This is a genomic window from Streptomyces sp. A2-16 (assembly GCF_018128905.1).
GTDB lineage: Bacteria > Actinomycetota > Actinomycetes > Streptomycetales > Streptomycetaceae > Streptomyces.
The window spans coordinates 5,445,312-5,463,968 of the sequence record NZ_CP063808.1; the positions used below are offsets into that span (position 1 = coordinate 5,445,312).

20 protein-coding genes are annotated in these 18,657 nt (G+C 72.5%); 12 read left to right on the top strand and 8 right to left on the bottom strand.

Translation table 11 applies throughout. From position 1 onward, the window contains the following. The first annotated feature begins 107 nt into the window (after nt 1–107). Entirely contained in the window at nt 108–797 is a 690-nt protein-coding gene (locus IOD14_RS24360) for a response regulator transcription factor (protein ID WP_212673382.1), read from the top strand. Here IOD14_RS24360 and IOD14_RS24365 read toward each other — a convergent pair. Further along, the gene (locus IOD14_RS24365; RefSeq protein WP_212671520.1) at nt 794–1,246 is read right to left on the bottom strand and encodes an NAD(P)H-dependent oxidoreductase; all 453 of its coding nucleotides are present in this window, start codon (nt 1,244–1,246) and stop codon (nt 794–796) included. The two genes, IOD14_RS24360 and IOD14_RS24365, sit on opposite strands and share 4 nt — an antisense overlap. Nucleotides 1,247–1,335: 89 nt before the next feature. On the opposite strand from IOD14_RS24365, the gene IOD14_RS24370 reads away from it, so the two are divergent. Both IOD14_RS24370 and IOD14_RS24375 read left to right on the top strand, forming a co-directional pair. Then, nucleotides 1,336–1,968 carry a class I SAM-dependent methyltransferase gene (locus tag IOD14_RS24370; protein ID WP_212671521.1) on the top strand — a complete coding sequence of 211 codons (633 nt, stop codon included), beginning with the start codon at nt 1,336–1,338 and terminating at the stop codon, nt 1,966–1,968. Nucleotides 1,969–2,124: 156 nt separating this feature from the next. Then, the gene (locus IOD14_RS24375; protein WP_212673383.1) at nt 2,125–3,480 is read left to right on the top strand and encodes a hypothetical protein; all 1,356 of its coding nucleotides are present in this window, start codon (nt 2,125–2,127) and stop codon (nt 3,478–3,480) included. A gap of 44 nt (nt 3,481–3,524) precedes the next feature. On the opposite strand, the gene IOD14_RS44505 is transcribed toward IOD14_RS24375, so the two are convergent. Next, complete coding sequence (locus IOD14_RS44505) at nt 3,525–3,755, bottom strand: hypothetical protein (protein WP_249126052.1); 231 nt, start codon at nt 3,753–3,755, stop codon at nt 3,525–3,527. 260 nt (nt 3,756–4,015) lie between these two features. After that, complete coding sequence (locus IOD14_RS24385; RefSeq protein ID WP_249126053.1) at nt 4,016–4,633, bottom strand: histidine phosphatase family protein; 618 nt, start codon at nt 4,631–4,633, stop codon at nt 4,016–4,018. A gap of 215 nt (nt 4,634–4,848) precedes the next feature. On the opposite strand from IOD14_RS24385, the gene IOD14_RS24390 reads away from it, so the two are divergent. Both IOD14_RS24390 and IOD14_RS24395 read left to right on the top strand, forming a co-directional pair. Continuing rightward, a complete protein-coding gene (locus IOD14_RS24390; protein WP_037712826.1) occupies nt 4,849–5,067 on the top strand; it encodes a CbtB-domain containing protein in 219 nt (72 codons plus the stop codon). A gap of 16 nt (nt 5,068–5,083) precedes the next feature. Beyond that, nucleotides 5,084–5,827: a CbtA family protein gene (locus IOD14_RS24395; protein ID WP_212671522.1), complete on the top strand. Its 744-nt coding sequence runs from the start codon at nt 5,084–5,086 to the stop codon at nt 5,825–5,827. A 36-nt stretch (nt 5,828–5,863) separates the two neighbouring features. On the opposite strand, the gene IOD14_RS24400 is transcribed toward IOD14_RS24395, so the two are convergent. After that, nucleotides 5,864–6,277, bottom strand: coding sequence for a hypothetical protein (locus tag IOD14_RS24400; RefSeq protein ID WP_212671523.1), 414 nt, complete (start codon nt 6,275–6,277; stop codon nt 5,864–5,866). A 454-nt stretch (nt 6,278–6,731) separates the two neighbouring features. Continuing rightward, a complete protein-coding gene (locus tag IOD14_RS24405) occupies nt 6,732–8,261 on the bottom strand; it encodes a helix-turn-helix domain-containing protein (RefSeq protein ID WP_212671524.1) in 1,530 nt (509 codons plus the stop codon). Nucleotides 8,262–8,549: 288 nt separating this feature from the next. Between IOD14_RS24405 and IOD14_RS24410 the strand changes: the two genes are divergently transcribed. Both IOD14_RS24410 and IOD14_RS24415 read left to right on the top strand, forming a co-directional pair. Beyond that, on the top strand, nt 8,550–9,170 hold the full coding sequence (locus IOD14_RS24410) for an L-threonylcarbamoyladenylate synthase (RefSeq protein WP_174269040.1): 621 nt from the start codon (nt 8,550–8,552) through the stop codon (nt 9,168–9,170). 182 nt (nt 9,171–9,352) lie between these two features. Next, complete coding sequence (locus IOD14_RS24415) at nt 9,353–10,108, top strand: dienelactone hydrolase family protein (protein ID WP_212671525.1); 756 nt, start codon at nt 9,353–9,355, stop codon at nt 10,106–10,108. Here IOD14_RS24415 and IOD14_RS24420 read toward each other — a convergent pair. After that, nucleotides 10,105–12,174 carry a prolyl oligopeptidase family serine peptidase gene (locus IOD14_RS24420; RefSeq protein WP_212671526.1) on the bottom strand — a complete coding sequence of 690 codons (2,070 nt, stop codon included), beginning with the start codon at nt 12,172–12,174 and terminating at the stop codon, nt 10,105–10,107. The genes IOD14_RS24415 and IOD14_RS24420 overlap by 4 nt on opposite strands. Before the next feature lie 159 nt (nt 12,175–12,333). On the opposite strand from IOD14_RS24420, the gene IOD14_RS24425 reads away from it, so the two are divergent. Further along, nucleotides 12,334–13,680: a DEAD/DEAH box helicase gene (locus IOD14_RS24425; protein WP_212671527.1), complete on the top strand. Its 1,347-nt coding sequence runs from the start codon at nt 12,334–12,336 to the stop codon at nt 13,678–13,680. Between the two features lie 138 nt (nt 13,681–13,818). Next, the gene (locus IOD14_RS24430) at nt 13,819–14,631 is read left to right on the top strand and encodes an SAM-dependent methyltransferase (RefSeq protein ID WP_212671528.1); all 813 of its coding nucleotides are present in this window, start codon (nt 13,819–13,821) and stop codon (nt 14,629–14,631) included. A gap of 130 nt (nt 14,632–14,761) precedes the next feature. Here IOD14_RS24430 and IOD14_RS24435 read toward each other — a convergent pair whose 3' ends face one another. Next, the gene (locus tag IOD14_RS24435) at nt 14,762–15,625 is read right to left on the bottom strand and encodes a helix-turn-helix transcriptional regulator (RefSeq protein WP_123986947.1); all 864 of its coding nucleotides are present in this window, start codon (nt 15,623–15,625) and stop codon (nt 14,762–14,764) included. 154 nt (nt 15,626–15,779) lie between these two features. On the opposite strand from IOD14_RS24435, the gene IOD14_RS24440 reads away from it, so the two are divergent. The 3 genes from IOD14_RS24440 to IOD14_RS24450 all read left to right on the top strand — a co-directional run bounded on the left by IOD14_RS24440 (nt 15,780) and on the right by IOD14_RS24450 (nt 17,622). Further along, complete coding sequence (locus IOD14_RS24440; protein WP_212671529.1) at nt 15,780–15,995, top strand: 4-oxalocrotonate tautomerase family protein; 216 nt, start codon at nt 15,780–15,782, stop codon at nt 15,993–15,995. 85 nt (nt 15,996–16,080) lie between these two features. Continuing rightward, nucleotides 16,081–16,773: a 2-phosphosulfolactate phosphatase gene (locus IOD14_RS24445; protein WP_212671530.1), complete on the top strand. Its 693-nt coding sequence runs from the start codon at nt 16,081–16,083 to the stop codon at nt 16,771–16,773. Nucleotides 16,774–16,857: 84 nt separating this feature from the next. Beyond that, the gene (locus IOD14_RS24450) at nt 16,858–17,622 is read left to right on the top strand and encodes an alpha/beta fold hydrolase (RefSeq protein WP_249126054.1); all 765 of its coding nucleotides are present in this window, start codon (nt 16,858–16,860) and stop codon (nt 17,620–17,622) included. Nucleotides 17,623–17,672: 50 nt separating this feature from the next. On the opposite strand, the gene IOD14_RS24455 is transcribed toward IOD14_RS24450, so the two are convergent. Next, nucleotides 17,673–18,455, bottom strand: coding sequence for an SDR family oxidoreductase (locus IOD14_RS24455; protein WP_212671531.1), 783 nt, complete (start codon nt 18,453–18,455; stop codon nt 17,673–17,675). Between the last annotated feature and the right edge of the window lie 202 nt (nt 18,456–18,657).

Below are 18,657 nucleotides of genomic sequence, written 5' to 3' on the forward strand. Positions count from 1 at the left end.
GCCCCAACGGCTCCAACGGCCCCAACGGCCCCAACGGCCCCAACGGCCCCAACGGCCCCAACGGCTCCAACGGCTCCAACGGCTCCAACGGCTCCAACGGCGACAGGCTGCGGGCCGTCATCGCCGACGACCAGGCCCTCGTGCGCACCGGATTCGGGATGATCCTCAGCGCGGACGGCATCGAGGTGACCGCGGAGGCGGCGGACGGGGCCGAGGCGGTCGCCGCGGTCCGGCGCACCCGTCCCGATGTCGTCCTCATGGACATCCGGATGCCCGGCATGGACGGCATCGAGGCCACACGGCGGATCCTCGCCGAGGACACCGCGGGCGAGATCCGCGTGATCATCCTGACCACGTACGACCTCGACCACTACGTCTACGCCGCGCTCACCGCGGGGGCCAGCGGCTTCCTCCTCAAGGACGTCACGCCCGAGCACCTGGTGGCCGCCGTACGGCTGGTGCGGTCCGGGGACGCCCTGTTGGCACCCACGATCACCCGCCGCCTGATCGAGCGCTTCGCCCGTCGCGAGGAGGCCGTGCCCCCGGCCGACCCGCACCGCGACCTGTCCGGGCTGACGCCACGGGAGCTGGAGGTGCTGCGGCTGCTGGCGACGGGGCTCAGCAACGCCGAACTCGCGGAGCGGCTGTTCCTCAGTCCGACGACGGTGAAGACGCACATCGGTCGGATCCTGTCGAAGCTGGACCTGCGCGACCGCGTCCAGGCGGTCGTCCTCGCCTACGAGAGCGGGCTGATCACACCCGGCGGCACCGCGGACGACGCTCCACGGGACACCTAGGACATCAGGCCGGCCGCGACCGTCGCCCCCAGTTCCCAGCACGCCTCGATGTCGGCCTTGGCCGGTTCGCCGGTGACGGTCACCGGTTCGGCGACCCGACGCCAGCCGAGTCCTGTCGTGATCGACTCGATGCCGCGCAGGGCGCCGGTGACGTCGTTGCCGCCGTGGACGTAGAACCCGAAGGGACGGCCGCGCGTCTCGTCGAGACAGGGGTAGTAGACCTGGTCGAAGAAGTGCTTGAGGGCACCGGACATGTAGCCGAGGTTGGCCGGGGTGCCGAGCAGGTAGCCGTCCGCCTCCAGCACGTCCGAAGCGGTGGCGGACAGGGCCGCGCGCCGTACGACACTGACGTCCTCGATCTCCGGCGCCGTGGCCCCGGAGACCACGGCTTCGAACATCGCCTGGCAGTTGGGCGAGGGCGTGTGATGCACGATCAGCAAGGTGGCCACGGTCGAACCCTGCCGTGCGTCGGCATGCGCGGGCAAGTCGTACCGCTGCCGGGCTACGATGCCCGGACACCGCGAAGGGGGAGCAGGTCGTGGGCGAAAAAGGGCAGCAGGCAGCGGCGGTCTTCGACGCGCTGGGACTGACGTACGAGAAGGCGTTCGCCCGTTCCGAGGCGCATCTGGCGTCGCTGGAGTGGCTGCTCGCCGGGCTCGCACCCGGGAGCCGTGTCCTGGACGTCGGCAGTGGCACGGGCCGCCCCACCGCGTCGACACTGGCGACGGCGGGCCACGAGGTTCTGGGGGTCGACGTCTCCCCCGTCATGGTCGACCTCGCGACCCGGCAGGTGCCGCAGGCCACGTTCCGGCACGCCGACATCCGTGAACTACCGCTGGAGGAGGGCTCGTTCGACGCGGTCTGCGTGTACTTCTCGCTGCTCCAGATGTCCCGCGCCGAGCAGTGCGAGGTGCTGGAGCGGCTGGCCCGGGCCCTGCGGCCGGGCGGGAGTCTGGTGCTGGCCACCGTGCCCGCCGATGTGGAGGACCTGGCGATCGAGTTCATGGGCCGGCCGGTCCGGGCCACGAGTTTCGCCGCCGAGGCCGTCGCGGACGTGGTGCGCGCCACGGGCCTGACGGTGGAGCACGAGCAGGTCGTGGAGTTCACCCCGGACCACCCCGAAGGCGCCACCGAACCGCATCTGTTCCTGTACGGCCGCCTGCCGATGTGAACTCTATGAACACAATGATCAAGGCGGTGGCTGCGCCCCGCGTCGCTCCCTAGCATCTCGGGCCACGGCGCAACGATGCGCCCACCGAGGCCGAGGAGCCACGCCTTGAACAGACGTCTGGTCCGTCTCCTTCTCCCGGCGGCCGTGGCCGCGAGCCTGGCCGCCGCCGTCTCCCCCGCCCACGCGGCCGGACCGACTCCCGGCGACTGTCCGCCCGTTCTCGCCGAGAAGGCCACCTGCTACTCGGGCCGGGACGGCAACGGCGCGGCCTACACCATCGCCGTGCCCCGGCGCTGGAACGGCTCACTCGTCGTGCACGCCCACGGCGGACCCGACCTCGGCGCCGCCTCCGACCCCGCGCGCAGCGCCGACGACCTGGCGCGATGGGCGGTGATGGTCGACGAAGGGTACGCGTGGGCCGGTTCGTCCTATCGCCGGGGCGGCTACGGAACCCGGATGGCCGCCGCCGACACCGAGAGCGTGCGCCGCCTGTTCGTCTCGTCGTTCGGCCGGCCGAAGCGCACCTATGTGCACGGCCAGTCGTGGGGCGGGAACGTCGCGGCCAAGGTCGCCGAGGTCTACGGCACGAAGCGCGGCGCGTACGACGGGGTGCTGCTGACCAACGGTGTCCTCGGCGGCGGCTCGCGCGGCTACGACTACCGTGTCGACCTGCGCGCGGTCTACCAGTACTACTGCCGCAACCATCCGCGTCCCACCGAACCGCAGTACCCGCTCTGGCAGGGCCTGCGTGCCGACTCCACGATGACCGCCGCCGGTCTGCGCGCCCGCCTCCAGGAGTGCACGGGCCTCGCGTCGGCGCCGGAGGACCGCACACCGCTCCAGCAGCGCAACCTCGACGACATCCTGGCCGTCACCCGCGTCCCGGAGCGCACCCTGGAGTCGCACCTGCGGTTCGCCACGTTCACGTTCCGCGACCTCGTCAGCGAGCGCCTCGGTGGCCGCAACCCGTTCGGCAACGAGGGCGTGCGGTACACGGGTTCGCACGACGACGAGGCCCTGAACGCGGGGGTCGAACGGTTCTCCCCCGATCCGACCGCACGGCGTGACCTGTCGTACGACAGCGATCTGACCGGCAAGGTGTCGCTCCCCGTGCTCACCCTGCACGCGATCGACGACCCGACGGCGTTCGTGGAGCACGAGTGGGCCTACCGGGCCACCCTGCGCGGGGCCGGCCGCGACGGTCGGCTCGTGCAGACCTTCACCAGGGAGAGCGAGCACAGCGGGCTCAGCACCTCCGAGTACGCCACCTCCCTGGCCGCGCTCGACACCTGGGTGCGCACGGGTGAGAAGCCGACCCCGAGGCAGATCGCCGCCTCCTGCGCCGCCCACGACCGCGTCCACGGCACGGGCTGCTTCTACGACCCGGGATTCCGCCCCGCCCCCTACGCCTCGCGGGTCGCACCCCGGCCGGGCGGCCTGTCCTGGCCCGCGATGACCGCCGCCCAGGAGAAGGCGTGGAGCCGCGTCGACGGCGTGGGCATCGCGCCGTGAAGGCACGAGTGTGAAGGGCGTCCGCCTTCCACCGCGGTGGTCCGTCAGCGCACGGTCGTCTGCGCGTACGGCACCAGCCTGACCGGCCCCACCAGACCGTGGTCCTGGCGGGCCACCCCGCCGAACACCGCGGGCTGCTCGACCCTGAGCCGGTGGATGAGCGGGGTCGCCACCTCGATCTCGATCGTGTTGTCACCGGGGCGCAGAAAGGGGCCGAGGTCGACGACGGGGTGGAGCCGGTCGGCCGCGGGCAGTCGCCGGCCGTTGACGCTCACCCGGAACGTGTCACTGACCTGCCCCAGCTCCAACTCGGCGCCGTGGAGGGCCGTCCAGTCGGCCGGCAGGGTGACCGTGGTGCGGTACCGGCCGATGCCCGCGGAGTCCGCCGGCTCGGGAATCTGCGACCAGGGCTTCAGCGTGTCGAGCGTCAGACTGCGCCGGAGGCGTTCGGAAGCGCCCGAACGCTAAGCCTCCGATTCGGACAAGGTCAAGATGCGTGCGCCGTGAACGCGGCGGCTGTAGGGCCTGGTTGGTCTCAGCGTGATGGGCGAGGGCTGACCGGCAGTTCGGCCATCCGCAGGTTCCAGCGGCCGCTGCGGCCGGTGAGCTCCACGGTGGACAGCGGCGGGACGTCGATGCGCCAGAACGCCTGATGAGGTGCCGCGAGCGCGTGCACCACGGCGGCCCGCGCCGCGGCCTGTTCGACCACCGCCACTACGCGCCCCACGTCGGACGGCAGCGCGTCCAGCCATCCCGCCACGCGGTCGCAGAGCTGCGCCACGCTCTCCCCGCCGTGCGGCGCCGCCTGCGGATCGCTGAGCCAAGCGGCCAGTCCCGACGCGTCGGTTGCCGCGACCTCGTCGAGGGTGCGGCCGTACCAGGACCCCATGTCGAGGTCCCGCAGCGCCGGTTGCGGTGTGACGGACTCCCAGCCGAGGGTCCGGGCCGTCTCGGTGCAGCGCCGGGAGGGTGCCGTGCAGTGGGTGGCGGCCCGCGGGAGGGTTCCGGCGACGGCCCGCACCCGGTGCAGTGCCCGTTCGTCGAGGGCGTCATCGGCGAAGCGGACGGCGCGTCCCGTACGGGCGGCCGCGCACAGCAGGGTGAGCCGGACGGTCATGCGGGCCCTTTCGTCGAGTCTCCGGGAGCGGTTCATCGTAGGTGGCGTACGCCATGTTGGCCGAAGCCCGTATTGCCCCTACCATCTGGGGCGACAAGGACGACGGCGCCACGGAAGTCCGGTGCAAGCCCGGCACGGTCGCGCCACTGTGTGCCACCCCTCGGCCGACGAGGTGGTGGTGAGTCAGACCCCACGCCGTCGTCGAGTGCTCCACACGATGCGGGACGCGTTGTTCCCGAGGAGGTCTCGCCATGGCGCAGTCCACTGCCGCCCCCACGCCCACCACCCCTGCGATCACCCCGTTGCCGGTGCGGGCCCTCGTCCCCTGGGCCGTCTTCTTCGGCGTCCTGATGCTGGTCCTGCTGTACTTCGTCGGCGCCGAACAGGGCGCCACCGCACTCGTCTCCGGCGAGGGCGTCCACGAGTGGGTGCACGACGCACGCCACCTGCTCGGTTTCCCCTGCCACTGAGGCGGGGCGGACCATCATGAACTCCACAGTCGTACGCGCCCTGTTGGCGCGCGGCATGCTCGCCGGGCTCGGCGCCGGTGTCCTGGCCTTCGTCTTCGCCTACCTGGTCGGTGAGGGCCCGGTGGACGCGGCCATCGCGTTCGAGGAGTCGGGCTCCCACGAGCACGGCGAGGAACTCGTCAGCCGTTCCGTGCAGTCGACCGCCGGACTCGCCACCGGTGTCCTCGTCTTCGGGGTCGCCATCGGCGGCATCATGGCGCTGGCGTTCTGCTTCGCGCTGGGCCGGATCGGCCGGTTCGGCGCACGGGCGACGGCGGCGCTGGCGGCGCTCGGCGGGTTCCTCACCGTCTACCTGGTGCCGATCCTCAAGTACCCGGCGAACCCGCCCGCGGTGGGCGACCCGGACTCGATCGACCAGCGCACCGCACTGTTCGTCCTGATGATCGCGCTCAGTGTGCTCCTCGGGATCGGCGCGGTCCTGCTGGGCCGCAGACTGGCCCCGGCCTGGGGCAACTGGAACGCCTCCACCGCGGCCGGCATCGCCTTCGTCGCCGCGGTGGCGGTGGCGATGGTCGTCCTGCCCGCCGGGGACAACACCCCGAAGGGCTTCCCGGCCACGGACCTGTGGGAGTTCCGCCTGGCCTCCCTCGGCGTCCAGGCCGTCCTGTGGGCGGCGTTCGGGCTGCTCTTCGGCTACCTGGCCGAGCGGGTCCTCGAACCGAGGACGGCCCGCAGCGAGGTCTCCGCGCTCGTGGCCTGACCGGGTGGGTTCCGCCGGGGGCGCGCCCGGCGGAACCTACGAGGTGCCCTGCAGCTGCCGTATGGTCCCGCCGAGTCTGTTCCTGGCCTCTTCCAGATGTTCCGCCTTGGCGCTGACCACCCAGCCCGGGCCCACGAGGTACTTGCCGCCGTAGACGGCGGCCGCGTCGAGCCATGCCTCCTTGTACTTCTCCGCGGGGAAGGTGGTGATGCGGTAGTCGGCCTGCTTCGAGTGGCACACCCCCTCGCGCAGTTCGTCCGCCTCGATCCGGATCTCGGCCTTGCAGCCGGCCAGCCCGGCGATCACCTCGATCCTGGCCGGGGCCACGACACCGGCGGCGGGCGCGGCGGAGGTCTTCGACGGCCGCGGGGTCTCGGCGGTGTCGTCCTCGCCCCCGCCGCAGGCCGTGACCAGGGCGAGGCTCCCCACGAGGGTGCCCAGTCGTGACACGGTGCTTCGATGGTTGCGTCCTCGTCGCGGCACGAGCCTCTCCGTATCCAGTCGGCGTACGCCTTCGCCCTGGGGTACGGAAGATCGGTTACGGCCGTTCAGTCGCGACGGCCGTGATCGGGACCGGCGGCGCGCCGAGCACGACGGAAGGGCCGGACACCCGTCTGTCCGGCCCTTCCGCGGCTCTCCGGTCAGCCGCCGTCGAGGCGGGTGCGCAGGAGTTCCTGTTCCCAGCCGGACGAGTACCCGCCGCGCGCGGCTCAGTCGTACCGGGCGGGACATGCGAACAGGACATCGGCGCCTCGGGACCGCCTCGGAGCGCCTTCCGCCGAGAAACGTCGCAGGGGGCGCGACCGGTCCCCCGTTCCGGTCGTTCCCCCTGCGGTGCGTCGAACTTACGTGACCTGCGCACTCCTGTGAATCGCGTCGATGCCCGCTGTGCGCGGCACAGGACTCACCCGTGCACAGGTGCGTCCGGATGGCCCGGATCGTCCCGCAACAGGACGGGGTGTTCGAGTTCGCCGGTCGCCAGATGGGCCAGGACGACCTCGTAGAGGTCGCTCCCGGAGGCGATCAGTTGGCGTTCGAGGACCGGCTCGGCACTGCGGACGTGTTCGCGCACGGTCTGCGCGTGGACGGCCAGCGCCTGTGCGGCCCGTTCGGCGTTGCCGCCGGCGGCGATCCAGCTGCGCAGGGTGCGGCGCAGGTCGCGGCCGTCGTTGTCCAGGCGGCCCAGCAGCTCTCGCGCCCAGGCTCCCAGCGCCGGGCCGGCCAGCAGCTCCCCCAGCCGGACGCAATCCTGCCGGGCACCGCCGTGCTCGCCCTGTCCGTCGGCAAGGCTGACCTGGGTGCTGAGCGCCAGGTGGACGGTCGCACGGACGGTCAGGTCGGTGAAGTCGGTGCGCAGCAGGGACTCGACGCGTTCCATCCGGGCGCGGACGGTGTTGCGGCTGACGCCGAGGACCTTGGCGGCGCTGACGGCGGTGAACTCGAGGCCGAGGCGGGTGGTGGCGAGCAGTTCGGCGCGGGTGTGGAGGGGCAGGGTGTCGAGCGGGCGCAGCAGCCGGGCGGTCCAGGCCCGCAGCGCCCCCGGGTCCATCAGCCGTTCCGGATGGTTGCGCTCGGCGTACAGCGCGGCCTTGTCCGGCCGCACCCGCGCCACGGCGAGGGCGCTGACCGCCTGCCCGTACGCGGTGGCGGTCCGGGCGAGGCTCTGCCGGGAGCTGCCGCCGAGCAGGGTGCCGGGACTGCGGTCCACGAGCGAGCGCAGGGCCTGGCCCGCTGCCTCCCCCGTGGTCACGATGATCACGTGCTTGTCCATGGCGGGGCAGCGCACCACGAGTGCGCGGTCGCCGGTCACGCCGAGGCACTCCTCGGCGAGCCGTTCGCGTTCGGAGGCGCTCCCTTCGAGGACGTAGACGCACGCCGTGTCGGTGTCGAGCAGGCCGGGCCACAGACCCGCGGCGACACGGCGCGCCGAGACGGTGTCCTCGACCATCAGCAACTGGAGGATGGCCAGGCGCAGATCGGACGTGGCGCGCTTCAGGCGCCGCCCGGCTTCGGTCGTCTCGCGGGCGCGCAGCAGGAGTTCGAGAACCTGGGCGGTGTGGGTGAGGATGTCGGAGGCGCGCCGGTCGAAGGGCTCCGGGCGGGCCACGGCGAGCACTCCCGCGGATGCCGGATTCGGGTGCTCGATCCTGACCAGGCGCAGATGGCCTGCCTCGTCCGCGGTGGCCGCGGAGGCGATGCGTCCGGCGAGGATGTCGGCGACCAGGCCCTCGTCGAGCGGCAGGGGTGTTCCGGCGAGGATCGCGGTGTCGTCGCGGAGCGAGGCCGTGCCGTTCACCGTCTCCGCGAGCCAGGCGACGACCCGGCGGACGTCACGTCCCGTCGGCCGCAGATGGTCGAGGAGTTCCTGCGCCCACGTGGGGGTTCCGGCGTCCGCCGCCCGAGCCCCGTCGGAGCCGCCCTCCCGACCTGCCACGTCACCCTTCTCCTCGCCCCTCGCATCCCGACATACCGCTCGGTACGCTACCTCACGTGCGGCGGACGGACACCCGGACGGACGCGGTCTGCATGGGGAGAGGGTGTGCAGGAGGAGGTGCGTCGGGCGGACATTGCGGTGGAGCGGCGAACAGGAGCGCGGCGAGCGGGTGTCGCACCCGGCCCGCGCCGCCGCCGGGCGCCGATGTCGCTGCTGTTGCCGATGTCGCCGATGTCGTCGAGCACGGCCTTGCGACGGTCATCGCAGCCCGGGGCATAAGCTCGACGGATGGCGAAGTACTTCGACGTGCACCCCGACAACCCGCAACCCCGCACCATCTCCCAGATCGCCGAGAGCATCCGGTCGGACGCGCTGATCGCGTATCCGACGGACTCCTGCTACGCGCTCGGGTGCCGGCTGGGCAGCCGTGACGGCATCGACCGGATCCGGACCATCCGGCATCTGGACGACCGTCATCACTTCACCCTGGTCTGCCAGGACTTCGCGCAGCTCGGCCAGTTCGTACGGGTCGACAAGGACGTGTTCCGAGCGATCAAGGCGTCCACGCCCGGCAGCTACACCTTCATCCTCCCGGCGACGAAGGAGGTGCCGCGCATGCTCCAGCATCCGAAGAAGAAGACGGTCGGCGTCCGCATCCCCGACCACGTCGTCACCCAGGCACTGCTCACCGAACTCGGGGAGCCGCTGCTGTCGAGCACCCTGCTCCTGCCCGACGAGGAGGAGCCGATGACCCAGGGCTGGGAGATCAAGGACCGCCTCGACCATGTGCTGGACGCAGTCGTCGACTCCGGGGACTGCGGCACCGAACCGACCACGGTGATCGACTTCTCGAGCGGCGAGGCGGAGATCGTCCGATACGGCGCGGGTGACACCAGCCGCTTCGAGTAGAGCGGGTGGCATGAGCGGCTTCGGATAAGAGCGGGTGGCACCAGCCGCTTCGGGTAAAGCCGCTCTCAAGTGGCAGGGGGCTGCGACGGCCCGTTGGGTGGTGCGTGCAACCATGTGCCCGGCCCGGTTCCGCCGGGCCGGCGACCCGCTCGCCGTCGCACGCGCAGAGAGGCAATCCCCCCATGACCTCCGTACAGGGAACCGCCGTCGACATCCCCACCGAGGACGGCGTCGCGGACGCCTATCTGGCCCACCCGGGCGACGGTGCGCCCCGGCCGGCCGTCCTCCTCTTCCAGGACGCCTTCGGACTGCGCCCCCAGCTGCGGTCGATGGCCGACCGGCTCGCCGAGGCCGGCTACACGGCCCTCGTGCCCAACGTGTTCTACCGGCACGGGCGCGCCCCCGTCTTCGAGCTGCCCGAGTTCATCGACCCGTCCGCGCGGCCGGAGATCTTCGAGAAGATCATGCCGGTGATGCAGTCCCTGACGCCCGAGCTCGCGATGCGGGACGCCGGGGCGTATCTGCGCTGGCTGGCCGAGCGCCCCGAGGTCGCCGAGGGCCCGGTCGCCCTCACCGGCTACTGCATGGGCGCGCGGCTGTCCCTGCTCACGGCCGGCACCTATCCGGACCGGGTGGCCGCGGCGGCCGGGTTCCACGGCGGACGCCTGGCGACCGACACCCCGGACAGCCCGCACCTGGTGGCCGGGAACATCACCGCCGAGCTGTACTTCGGCCACGCCGACGACGACCCGTCGCTGCCTCCCGAGCAGATCGAGCGCCTCGCCGCCGCGCTGACCGAGGCCGGGGTCCGCCACCACTGCGAGGTCTACGACGGCGCTCCGCACGGATACACCCAGGCCGACACCGCCTCGTACCACCGCGAGGGCGACGAGCGGCACTGGGCGGCCCTGCTCGACCTGCTCAAGCGCACCTTCTAGGACGAGCACCCCGTGCGCTCGCCGGTCGGCGTCGGACCGACGTCCAGGTGGCGTCGCAGGAACCGCACCTGACGGTCCAGCAGCTCGCCCGTGAGCGCCGAGCCGATCGGCTGGTGGCCGATGCCGGGCAGCAGCAGGAGTTCGTGCGGGCGCCCGGCGGCCCGCAACACCTCGGACAGGCGAAGGGTGTTGACCGGCGGGACGTTGGTGTCGGTCAGGCCGTGGATCAGGAGCAGCGGGCGGGCCAGGCGAGGCGCGTCGAGGAGCAGGTCGCAGGCGTCGTACCGGCCGGGGAACGCGTCGGGATGGCCGAGGAACCGCTCGCGCCAGTGCGCCGCGTACAGCCGCTGGTCGGCGACGCCCGCGCCGGCCACGGCCGCGTGGAACACGTCGGGCCGGCGCAGCACGGCCAGGGCGGCGAGCGCACCGCCGAAGGACCAGCCCCGGAAAGCGACCCGGCCGAGATCGAGGTCGGGGTGCCGGCCCGCGGCCTCGTGCAGGGCGATGACCTGGTCGTCCAGGACGGGCCCGAACAGGTCGCCGTGCACCTCGCGCTCCCAGTCGGGTCCCCGGCCCGGGGTGCCGCGGCCGTCGGTCGTGAGCACCGCGAAGCCCTGCTCGGCGAACCACTGCGACAGCAGGACCCGCGAGTCCAGTTCGGCGGTGACCCGCTGGAGGCCGGCTCCGCCGTACGAGTCCACGAGCACCGGCAGCGGGCCGTCGCCCGGACGGTGCCAGGACGGGAAGTGAAGCCGGGCGTGCAGCGCCCGGGGTCCGAGGACGAGCCGCCGCGCGTGGACGTCCACCACCGGGTGTTCGGCGTACGACAGGACGGCGACCGTCCTTGCGCCCGCGCGCAGCGCCTCGGTACGGCCACCGGGCCGCTCGGCGTCACGGGTGACCCGGACCAGGGTGCCGCCGCGGGCGGCGCCGGAGTGGACGCCGGGACCGGAACTCAGCTTCCGGAGGCCGGACTTGGGGCTGTGGCTCCACAGGTGGGTCTCGGTGGGGTCGTCGCAGGCCGTGAACAGGACCTCGTCGCCGTCGGTGCCGAGCACGGTCCGCAGCTGAAGTCCCTTCGGCGTCACGGGCGTTCCGTCCAGCGTGAGGTGTCTCGTGCCGCGCAGGTCGCGGTGGGCGAGCAGCGCCCCGGAGCCCGTGCGGACGGGCAGGCCCGGTACGAGCTGCACCCAGGCGGCGTCGCGCTGCTCGTCCAGGACGGTCGTGCGCCCGTCGGCCGGGTGGATACCGAGGAACCGGACGGTCCGCTGGTCGCGGGACTGCACGAGAGCCCAGGGTCCGTGTGCGTCCCAGCCGGCGCCGACGACGTACTCGAAGGCCGTTCGGTCCCAGTCCACCGGCGTCCGCGGGCCGTCGAGTCCGGTGAGCCACAGGGTGACGTCCGGGTTGGGGGTGCCGGCGAGGGCGGTGCGGGTCTCCGGTGGCCCGGCCTGATCGGTCGTCGGCCAGGGCCGGACGTCGGTGAAGTCCGTCCGGGCCGCCAGCAGCCGACCGCCGTCAGGGGACCACCAGTGGCCGCGGGCGCCGTCGAGGGACGTGGTGCCCGTGTGCACGGCGGTGCCGAACTCCACGTCGGGGGCGTCCGGTTCGGCCACCGCGCGGTCCCCGGACCCGTCCGCCTCCGTGACGCGCAGGGCGCCGTGCGACACGTAGGCGATGCGGCGCCCGGTCGGATCGGGGCGGGGATCCGCGACCGGGCCGAGCGCGGGCAGGCGTCGGGGTTCCCCCTTGCCCGTGTCCAGCCTCCAGAGCCCGCCGGCCAGGGCGAAGGCGACGACCCGGGTCGCCGCGTCGGTGCCGTACGCCTCGATGGCGGCCGATCGCGGTGAAGGCCCCGTCGCGACCAGCCGGACCGGGTCGGCCAGCAGTCTTTCCCTGCCCGAGCCGACGTCCAGCGCCCACAGACAGGTGGCCGGATCGTCGCCCGTACGCCCGCGCAGGAACAGGACGGTCGATCCGTCGGGCGAGACGGTGAACCGCTCGGGGACGCCTCGGGTGAAGCGGCAGGTGCGGACGAGCTGTTCGGGGAGGGTGGTGGGCGCCATGCGGAAGTGCTTCCACCGCCCTGCTAAATGAAACTCCTGTTCGAGTAAAGGAGGCGGGGCCCGAGCTCGGTCATCACGTTGTGTTACCGTCTAACGTTTGCGCGCTCATGACTTCCTGCCGGGCCTTCCTCGGTACGTCCCCTCTGCGGAAGGCACTTCATGGACCACCCCGACCACGGCGGTTCCTTCGCCGACCTGGCACTCCCGACCCAGGTGCTGCACACCCTCACCGAGAACGGTGTGCGCGAGCCGTTCCCGATCCAGGCGGCCACGCTGCCCGACGCCCTCGCGGGACGCGACGTCCTGGGGCGCGGGCGCACCGGATCGGGCAAGACGCTCGCGTTCGGCCTGCCGCTGCTCGTCCGGACGGCCGGGCAGCGCGCGGAGTCGAAGCAGCCCCTCGCGCTGGTCCTGGTGCCGACCCGGGAGCTCGCCCAGCAGGTGACCGAGGCTCTGGCGCCGTACGCGGACGCCCTGCGGCTGCGGATGGCCGCGGTCGTCGGCGGCATGTCGATCGGCCGGCAGATCGCCGCGCTGCGGGACGGGGCCGAGGTGGTCGTCGCCACCCCCGGCCGGCTCCACGACCTCGTCGAGCGCAAGGCCTGCCGTCTGGGACGGGTGCGGATCACCGTCCTCGACGAGGCCGACCAGATGTGCGACATGGGCTTCCTGCCGCAGGTCACGGCGGTGCTCGACCAGGTGCGTCCCGAGGGGCAGCGAATGCTGTTCTCGGCCACCCTCGACCGCGATGTCGACGAACTGGTCAGCACCTACCTCAAGGACCCCGTCGTCCACTCCGTCGACCCTTCCGCGGGCGCCGTCACGACGATGGATCACCATGTCCTGGTCGTCCACGGCCCCGACCGGTACGCCGTCACCACGGAGATCGCCGCCCGCGACGGCCGCGTGCTGCTGTTCCTGGACACCAAGCACGGCGTCGACCAGCTCACCCGCCATCTGCGGACCAGTGGGGTGCCCGCCGCGGCCCTGCACAGCGGCAAGTCCCAGCCGCAGCGCACCCGCACCCTCGCGCAGTTCAAGGACGGTCAGGTCACCGTCCTGGTCGCCACCAACGTCGCGGCCCGCGGCCTGCACGTCGACGACCTGGACCTGGTCGTCAACGTCGACCCGCCCACCGACGCCAAGGACTACCTGCACCGCGCGGGCCGTACCGCCCGGGCGGGCGAGTCCGGAAGGGTCGTCACCCTGGTGCTGTCGGGCCAGCGGCGCGAGACGAGCCGCGTGCTGGACGAGGCCGGCATCCGGCCGACCGTCACCAAGGTGCGCTCGGGCGAGGCGGCACTGAGCCGGATCACCGGCGCCAAGGCTCCCTCCGGCACCCCGCTGGACGGCGGGCCCCGGCCCAAGAACACCAACGCGCCCTTCCGCGGGCTGGGCACCAGCAAGGACTCCTCCCGCGGCACCGGCGGCAGGTCCCGCAAGGCCGGCGAGGCCCGCAAACTCGCCGAGGCCCGGCGGGCGGCCCAGGTGCGCCGCGGCCGCTGAGAACGCTTGCGGGTGCCGCACGCCCCGCACTCTCCTGACCGCTCGGAATCCCCGAACGGGCAGACGGGCGGCGGGTGTTCGGACATAGGTTGGGGCGCGAACGATCGACGCGCCCCGGCTGAAGGACGGACCCCACTCATGAGCGACCCGGTGACGGCGCCCCAACCAGCGGAACATCCGGAGATCGACACCTCGGTGCCGCATTCCGCGCGCATCTGGAACTACTGGCTCGGCGGCACGGACAACTTCCCCGTCGACAGGGCGGCCGGCGACGCCTACACCGCCGTCTTCCCCGGCATCGTCACCATCGCCCGCGGCAGCCGCGCCTTCCTGCGCCGCAGCATCACCCATCTCGTCTCGGAGGCCGGCATCCGGCAGTTCCTCGACGTCGGGAGCGGTCTGCCGACCGCGCAGAACACCCACGAGGTCGCGCAGCGGATCGCGCCCGAGGCCCGGATCGTCCACGTGGACAGCGACCCGATGGTCCTGGCCCACGCCCGCGCCCTGCTCACCTCCACGCGGGAGGGCGCCACCGCCTACGTCGAGGCCGACGCGCGGGACCCGGACCGTATCCTCACGGCCGCCGCCGAGACCCTGGACCTCGGTCGACCGGTAGGGCTCATCCTCAGCAACATCCTCGGCCACGTCGCCGACCACGACCAGGCCCGCTCGATCGTCACCCGGCTGATGGACGCCCTGCCCTCCGGCAGTCACCTCTGCGTCAACGACGGCTCCCTCGGCATCGACGCGGTCTTCGAACAGGCCCAGGACGCCTACAACAAGAGCGGTGCCGTCCCGTACGTCCTGCGCTCGGTCGACGAGATCACCCGCTTCTTCGACGGCCTGGAACTCGTCGAACCCGGTGTCGTCCCGGTCACGCAGTGGCGTCCGGACCCCGACTCGCCCACTCCGGTCGTCGCCGAGCACGGCGGGCTGGCCCGGAAGCCTTGAGAGACGGGCGCACCGGACGCCTGCGTGCGTTCGGGGCGGCCGGCTGCCGCGCGTGACGCAGGCCGGGCTCGCCGGGTGTGCGCACGGACGCTCCACCCGCGCCAGCCTTCGGTCCGGCCGTTCGAAGCGCCTACCGCGACCTGCTCCCACCCTCCGCGGACATGTCCTGGGTGCCGATGACGGAGAGCAGTTCCAGCTGGGCGGCGGCCTCGGTGCCGGGTGGGGCGCTGAACCACAGCAGGCGCTGGCGTCCGTCCTCGCTGAACAGGGTGTGGCAGTCGACCTCGACGACGCCCAGCGTGGGGTGGACGATCCGTTTGTGGTCGGTCCGCCGCAGGGCGACGTCGTGGGTGTCCCACAGCGCGGCGAACTCCTCGCTGCGGCGCCGCAGGTCGGCCACCATCCCGGCGACTTCCGTGTCGCGGCCGCGCCGGGCGGCGACAGCGCGGAGATCGGCGACGAAGGCCCTGGAGTGCTGGGGGTGGTCCTCCACGGGATAGACGGCGCGGGCGCCGGGGTCGGTGAACCAGCGGTGGACGAAGCTGCCGGCCGCTCCGCGGTGGGTCCCGGCGCGGCCGATGAGCGCGACGGCGAGTTCGTTCTGGACAAGGGTCTCGTGCAGGTCGGTGATGATCTGCGCGGGTGTCGTGGTGAGCCGGTCGAGCAGGCCGAGCAGGGCCGGCTGGGCGTGGGCGTTCGAGCCGCGGGCCACCGTGGGGACGGGCCGGTCGGCGAGGTGGAACAGATGGTCGCGCTCGTCGCCGCCGAGGCGCAGCGCCCGTGCGAGCGCGGCCAGCACCTGCGCGGAGGGCTGGACGTCGCCGCCGCGCTCCAGCTCCGTGTAGTAGTCCGCGGACAGACCGGCCAGCTGGGCGACCTCCTCGCGTCGCAGGCCGGGCACCCGGCGCCGCGGTCCGGTGGGCAGGCCGACGTCGGAGGGCCGTACGCGGTCGCGCCGGGATCTCAGGAACGCGGCGAGCTCGGCGAGGTTCATCCCGCCATCATCACGCGCGACGCGGCGCCCAACCAGGGGACGCCGACCCCAGGGTGGACGCAGCCCTGGCTGTGCGCCCGGCTGCGGACGACGGTGGGGTGCGGCAACACACCTGACACCACCCAGACGGACAGACACAGGGAGCAGCACTCACATGCCGTTCGCGAACTTCAAGGTCCCCGCAGGCACCCTCACCGAGGAGCAGAAGGAGCAGATCATCACCCGCACCACCGAGCTCTACGTCGACCTCTACGGCGAACGCGCCCGCGCCGCCACCCTCGTCCTCGTCGAGGAGGTGCCCGACGGCGGCTGGGGGATCGGCGGCAACGTACTGACGCTCGCCGAACTCCGGCGCACGGCGGGGAGTTGACCGCTCGGGCCCTGCGGGGCGCGCAGCTCTCCCGCGCCGAGAAATTCCCGGCCGAGCACGGGCAGCCCGGGGCAGGATGGGCCGGATGCGTTCTCATCTGCTCGGAATCCCGGAGTTGACGCGGACTCCCGCCGTCGCCGTCGTCGTCGATGTCCTGCGCGCGTTCACGGTGGCCGCGTGGGCCTTCGCCGGCGGCGCCGAGAGGATCGTCCTGGCGTCCTCGGAGGACGAGGCCCTGGAGCTCAAGGCCCGTCATGGAGGTTGGCTGGCCCTCAAGGACGGCCCGCCCGCGCCCGGCTTCGACGCGTTCAACTCCCCGGCCATGCTGGCGGCACACGACCTCTCGGGCCGCACGATCGTGCAGAAGACGACCGCGGGGACGGTGGGTGCCCTGGCGGTGGCCGACGCCGGGCTGGTGCTGTGCGCGAGCTTCGTCGTGGCCGGCGCGACCGCGCGGTGCCTGCGGGAGAGGGGCGCGGAGGAGGTGACGTTCGTCGTCACCGGCGAGGACGGCCGGGCCGCGGAGGATCGCGCGTGTGCCGAGTACATCGGGCGCCGGGTGGAGTCCGACGAGGTGGACGCGGACCCGTATCTGCGGCGGGCGCGGGAGTCACGCTGGGCGGCCTCGCTCGCGCAGGATGCGCGGCGCGGCTACCCGGGGGTTCACCCGGACGACGTCGGCCTGTGCCTGGAGGCCGACCGCTTCGCGTTCGCCATGGTCGCGGGTCGCGAGGGCGCCCTGCTGGTGCTGCGGCCGGTGCCCGTTCCGTCAAGGTGACGGCGCGCCGATGACTTCCGGCCGCGCACAAGGTCTTCCATCCATGCGACCGCGTACGACCTACGCAGAACGGATGTGACGACCGTGCCCAGCAGCTCCGCATACGCCAAGGTCAACGGCCTGGAGATGTACTACGAGATCCACGGCGCCGGGCCCGGGGGAAGCCGCCCGCTGGTGCTGCTGCACGGCGGCGCCCTCACCGTGGGTCTGACCTTCTCGTCCGTGCTGCCCGCCCTGTCCGCCCACCGGCGGGTCGTGGCTCCCGAACTGCAGGGGCACGGTCACACCGCCGACGGCGACCGTGAGATGACGGTGTCGGACCTGGCGTCGGACGTGGTGTCGCTGCTCGACGAACTCGGCATCCAGCAGGCCGACTTCCTGGGGTTCAGCCTCGGTGGGCTGACCGCGCTGGAGATCGCGGTCCGGCACCCGGAGCGCGTGGGGCAGCTCGCGCTCGCCGCCACCGTGTACTCGCAGGACGGGGTCCACGACGAGGTCCGTGTGCCGGACTACAGCTCGCCCCGGCTGCCCAGCCAGGACGACTTCCAGGAGATGGCCGACGCCTACGCGGCGGTCGCGCCCGACCCCGAGCACTTCCAGGACTTCCTCGCCAAGGTCTCGGCGGCCGCGAACGCCCCGCTGCCCTGGACCGCCGACGACCTGCGCGCGGTGCGGGCGCGCACGCTGCTGCTGGTCGGCGACAGCGACTTCGTCCGCGTGGAGCACGCGGCGGACATGCAACGACTGCTCCCCGACGCGCAGTTGGCCGTGCTGCCGGACACCACGCACATGGCCCTCATGCACCGGACGTCCCTGATGCTGCCGCTGCTGGGCGAGTTCTTCACGTGACGCGCCCCGGGGCGGGAGCCCGCTCGGGGTGAGCGGACGGCGCAAGACGCCTATCCCAAGCCCCCGTTGCTCTTCAGCAGCTGCCCGTTGACCCACTGACCCTCCCGTGAGCACAGGAAGTCCACCAGGTGGGCCGTGTCCTGCGGGGTGCCGAGGCGGCCGAGCGGGGTGGCGCCGAGACAGTGGGCGCGGACCTCCTCGGTCATCCAACCGGTGTCGACGGGACCGGGGTTGACGGCGTTGGCGGTCACCCCGAGGTGGGCCAGTTCGTGGGCGGCGGCCAGGGTGATGCGGTCCATGGCACCCTTGCTCGCCCCGTAGGGCAGGTTGCCGACGGTGTGGTCGCTGGTGAGGCTGACGATCCGCCCGGTGCCCCGTTCCGCGGTGAAGCGGCGACCGAACTCCCGGATGAGCAGCCACGTCGCGCGGGTGTTGACGGCGAAGTGACGGTCGAAGCTCTCGACGGTGGTGTCGAACAGGCCGGAGTCGACCGACTCGCAGTGGCTCAACACCAGTGCGGTCACAGGGCCGAGCCGTCGCTCGGTCTCGTCGAAGACCCGGGCAGGCGCCTCGGGGTCGCCGAGGTCCGCCTCGATGGCGGCGGTGGCCGCGCCCCGCTCGGCCAGGTTCCTGACGATCGCCTCGGTCGCCCCGGGCTCGGTGCCCCAGTCCATGCGGGCGTCGTACGGGTTCCAGTAGGTGAAGGCGATGTCCCACCCCGAGGCCGCCAGCCGCTGGGCGATGCCGGCGCCGATACCGACGGTTCGGCCGACACCGGTGATCAGGGCGAGGGGGCGGGTGGTGGAGGGGGAGTGTTCCGTGCGCGTGCTCACGGAAATGATCGTTCACGAGCGACGGCGAACCGACCACCGGATTTCGTGAACGGAATGGGATCATCCATTCCGCTGGGATGCTGAAAATCGTTCAACTCTGGCACATCCGCGAGGCCTTCGAACCCGCTTGGCCGAAAATCGCCTCCATGTGACTAAAGTTCAACCGCGCCGCTCGGGAGTCTGCTGATTACCCCCGGTAATG

Coding starts and splice junctions, on each gene's coding strand:
- IOD14_RS24385 (WP_249126053.1), bottom strand. CDS start 4,633: ATGAACCGCTCCCGGAGACTCGACGAAAGGGCCCGCATGACCGTCCGG.
- IOD14_RS24395 (WP_212671522.1), top strand. CDS start 5,084: ATGAACTCCACAGTCGTACGCGCCCTGTTGGCGCGCGGCATGCTCGCC.
- IOD14_RS24415 (WP_212671525.1), top strand. CDS start 9,353: ATGACCTCCGTACAGGGAACCGCCGTCGACATCCCCACCGAGGACGGC.
- IOD14_RS24435 (WP_123986947.1), bottom strand. CDS start 15,625: ATGAACCTCGCCGAGCTCGCCGCGTTCCTGAGATCCCGGCGCGACCGC.
- IOD14_RS24440 (WP_212671529.1), top strand. CDS start 15,780: ATGCCGTTCGCGAACTTCAAGGTCCCCGCAGGCACCCTCACCGAGGAG.
- IOD14_RS24445 (WP_212671530.1), top strand. CDS start 16,081: ATGCGTTCTCATCTGCTCGGAATCCCGGAGTTGACGCGGACTCCCGCC.
- IOD14_RS24425 (WP_212671527.1), top strand. CDS start 12,334: ATGGACCACCCCGACCACGGCGGTTCCTTCGCCGACCTGGCACTCCCG.
- IOD14_RS24430 (WP_212671528.1), top strand. CDS start 13,819: ATGAGCGACCCGGTGACGGCGCCCCAACCAGCGGAACATCCGGAGATC.
- IOD14_RS24420 (WP_212671526.1), bottom strand. CDS start 12,174: ATGGCGCCCACCACCCTCCCCGAACAGCTCGTCCGCACCTGCCGCTTC.
- IOD14_RS24390 (WP_037712826.1), top strand. CDS start 4,849: ATGGCGCAGTCCACTGCCGCCCCCACGCCCACCACCCCTGCGATCACC.
- IOD14_RS24410 (WP_174269040.1), top strand. CDS start 8,550: ATGGCGAAGTACTTCGACGTGCACCCCGACAACCCGCAACCCCGCACC.